Origin of the sequence: Nocardiopsis chromatogenes YIM 90109 (assembly GCF_000341185.1) — a bacterium.
Lineage (GTDB): Bacteria > Actinomycetota > Actinomycetes > Streptosporangiales > Streptosporangiaceae > Nocardiopsis_A > Nocardiopsis_A chromatogenes.
In genome coordinates this window covers 1-3,336 of the sequence record NZ_ANBH01000169.1, presented here as the reverse complement: position 1 = coordinate 3,336, position 3,336 = coordinate 1, and the positions used below count along the sequence as shown (strand labels likewise).

At 75.7% G+C, this 3,336-nt stretch carries 2 protein-coding genes and 1 pseudogene (1 of these 3 only partly in view); 2 read left to right on the top strand and 1 reads right to left on the bottom strand.

The window, feature by feature from the left end; all coding sequences use genetic code 11:
• Together D476_RS33675 and D476_RS0117720 are read left to right on the top strand one after the other, a co-directional pair.
• A pseudogene (locus D476_RS33675) lies at positions 1–1,547 on the top strand (SNF2-related protein) (it extends 1,574 nt beyond the left edge of the window).
• Positions 1,544–2,443, top strand: coding sequence for an SWIM zinc finger family protein (locus D476_RS0117720; protein WP_017625273.1), 900 nt, complete (start codon positions 1,544–1,546; stop codon positions 2,441–2,443). Before D476_RS33675 ends, D476_RS0117720 begins: the two are co-directional and overlap by 4 nt.
• 249 nt (positions 2,444–2,692) lie before the next feature.
• Here D476_RS0117720 and D476_RS0117715 read toward each other — a convergent pair whose 3' ends face one another.
• Entirely contained in the window at positions 2,693–3,094 is a 402-nt protein-coding gene (locus D476_RS0117715; RefSeq protein ID WP_017625272.1) for an ACT domain-containing protein, read from the bottom strand.
• Between the last annotated feature and the right edge of the window lie 242 nt (positions 3,095–3,336).

Genomic DNA, 3,336 nt, shown 5'->3' with positions numbered 1-3,336 from the left:
CGCCCCTGCCGCTGGTGGGCGTCGAGGCCGACGGCCCCCTGGGCGACCTGCTCGCCGGGGCGGCCGAGGCGCGGCTGGAGCCCATGGACACCCCCGCCGACTTCGACGGGGCGCTCCGCCCCTACCAGCGGCGCGGCGCCGCCTGGCTGCGGTTCCTGGGGCGGCTGGGCCTGGGCGCGGTCCTCGCCGACGACATGGGGCTGGGCAAGACCGTGCAGCTGCTGGCGGTGCTCACCGAGGAGCGGTCGGGCGGCCCCGCCCCCGGCCCCACCCTGCTGGTGTGCCCGGTGTCGCTGGTCGGCAACTGGGTGCGCGAGGCCGCCCGGTTCGCACCGGGGCTGCGGGTGCACGCCCACCACGGGCCCGGCCGCCCGCACGGCAACGCGCTGGCGCGCACGGTGGGGGCGTGCGACCTGGTGGTGGCCACCTACGGGGTGGTCACCCGCGACGCCGAGGAGCTGGCGGCCCTGCCCTGGCACCGGGTGGTGTGCGACGAGGCGCAGGCGATCAAGAACCCCTCGACCGACCAGGCGCGGGCGGTGCGCGGCCTGGAGGCCGACTGCCGGATCGCGCTGACCGGCACCCCGGTGGAGAACAACCTGGGCGAGCTGTGGTCGATCATGGAGTTCGCCAACCCGGGCCTTCTGGGGCCGCGCGCGGCCTTCCTGCGGGGGGCCGCGCGGATCGAGCGCGGCGAGGGCGAGGAGGCCGAGCGCGCCGCCGGGGCGCTCAAGCGCGCGACCGGCCCGTTCATCCTGCGCCGTTTGAAGACCGACCGGTCGATCATCCAGGACCTCCCCGACAAGAACGAGTTCCGCACCTGGTGCACGCTCACCCCGGAGCAGGCGTCGCTGTACAAGGCCGCGGTGGAGGAGATGACGCGCCGCCTGGACGAGACCGACGGCATCCAGCGCAAGGGGCTGGTGCTGTCGACGATGGCCCGCCTCAAGCAGATCTGCAACCACCCCGCCCAGTTCCTCGGGGACGGCTCGGCGCTGGCGGGGCGCTCGGGCAAGCTGGAGCGGCTGGAGGCGGTGCTGCAGGAGGCCCTCGCCGAGGGGGACAGCGCCCTGTGCTTCACCCAGTACGCGGCCCTGGGCGACCGGCTCGCCCCCTACCTGTCGGCACGCCTGGGGGCGCCGGTGCTGTGGCTGCACGGCGGCACGCCGCGGCCCCGCCGCGAGGAGATGGTGCGGCGCTTCCAGGAGGCGCGCGAGCCGATGGTGTTCCTGCTGTCGCTCAAGGCGGCGGGCACCGGGCTGACGCTGACCGCGGCCAACCACGTGGTGCACATCGACCGGTGGTGGAACCCCGCGGTGGAGGACCAGGCGACCGACCGGGCCTTCCGCATCGGGCAGCGGCGCGACGTGCAGGTGCGCAAGCTCGTGTGCACGGGCACCCTGGAGGAGCGGGTCGACGCGATGATCGAGCGCAAGAAGGCACTGGCCGAGCGGGTCGTGGGCACCGGGGAGGACTGGCTGACCGAGCTGTCCGCCGACGAGCTGCGCGAGGTGGTGCGCCTGGCGCCCGAGGCGGTGGCACGGTGAGCGGCACGGGCGGCGCGAGCGGGACGGGCGGCGCGAGCGGGACGGGCGCGGCGGCCGGGGCCCCCGGGGCGTCGTGGTGGTCGCGCAGGTTCATGGGCGCGCTGGAGAGCGGGACGGAGCCCGGCCGCCTCGCGCGCGGGCAGGCGTACGCGGCGCGCGGCGCGGTGGCGGGCCTGAAGGTGGCGCCGGGCGAGGTCCGCGCGCAGGTGCAGGGCGGCAGGGCCCGTCCGTACCGGGTCAGCGTCATCCGCATGGTCCTGGAGGACGGCGACTGGGAGCGGGTCCTGGGGGCGCTGGCGGGGCAGCCGCTGTTCCGCGCGCGCCTGTTCGGCGGCGAGCTGCCGGTCGAGGTGGACCGGGTCTTCGACGTGCTGGGGCTGGCGCTTTTCCCGAGCGGGCTGGACGAGCTGGTCCTCACCTGCTCGTGCCCGGACTGGGGCCGGGTGTGCAAGCACGCGGCGGCGACGCTGCTGGCCCTGTCGGAGGCGGTGGCCGAAGACCCGTTCCTGCTGACGGCGTGGCTGGGGCTGCCGCGGGGCGAGTTCCTGGCGGGGCTGCGCAGGCACGCCCGGCAGGCGCCCGGCGGGGCGGTAGGGGAGGACGGGGCGGACGGCGGAAGCGCCGGGCTGGAAGGCCCCGGGGGCCGGGACCCGTTCGCGGATGCGCCGCGCCCCCGGCCGGAGCCGCTGCCGCCCCTGCCCGAGGAGCCCGACCGGTTCTGGGCGCACACGCCGGTGCCGGAGCCGCCGACACCGATGCGCCCGCAGCCCGCGCTGTACGCGGCCGATCCGGAGGACGAGGGCGGGGGCGGCGACGGGGGCGGCGGCACGGCGCTGTTCGACGCCTTGGAGCCGCTGTACGCCCGGATGGTCGAGGAGTCCCCCGGGGAAGGCTGATCCGGAGCTGAACCGGCGAGGGTCCGTCCGTCCCGGAGTCGGGCCTGGGAGGCCGAAAGTTCCGTGGGCCGCCGTCGCGACAGGGGCCCGTTCCCTGCGCGCGGGTGAGCCGGGGTGGTGAGTGCGGCGGAGCCGCTCGGCCGCTCCGGTCTCCGGTCGGTCTCGGAGGAAGGCATCCCCGCCTTTATGGCGTAGATCTTCTGCAGGTCCGATTCGCCTCACCGGAAGGATGCGGCGCCCGGCCCCGGTTCAGCCGCCCGCTGAGAGGCCTTCGAGCGTCGACACCGCCCGTTCGCGCTCGTCATAGGGGACGAACAGGTGGTCGTGGAAGAAGCCCGCGACGACGTTGCAGGACAGCCCCTCCTCCCCCAGCGCCCCCGCGACGGCGGCGGTCAGCCCGACGGCCTCCAGGGCCGAGTGCACCTTCAGCTCGATCCAGGCGGCCACGTAGTCGTAGGACAGGCCCGCGGCGTCGGCGTCCGCACGCGTGCAGACGATGGTGATGGCCTCGTCCTCGGCGACCGTGGCGACCGGGCGCACGCCCGGCGGCACCTCCGGGGCGTGGGTGAAGACGTACTCGCCCTCCCGCAGTTCCGGACGCATCCCGGAGATGAGACGGGTCAGGTCGCGCTCTCCCGTGGCGGTGCTCATCTGGCCTCCCCTGCTCCTCCTGTTCGCTTCGGACCCCTGGGTCCCCTGGTGCCCAGGATGCCCGCGGCCCCCGCCCGGCGCACGCGCATCACGCCCGCGCGCCGGAGAGTGGGGCGATCCTTCGGGCGAGGCGGTTCCGGTCAGGTCAGCGCGCGCTGCATCAGGACGGTGTCGAGCCACCCGCCGTGCTTGTAGCCCACGCGCTCCAGGCGTCCGGTGCGGCTGAAGCCCAGGCGCTCATG

Coding starts and splice junctions, on each gene's coding strand:
- D476_RS0117715 (WP_017625272.1), bottom strand. CDS start 3,094: ATGAGCACCGCCACGGGAGAGCGCGACCTGACCCGTCTCATCTCCGGG.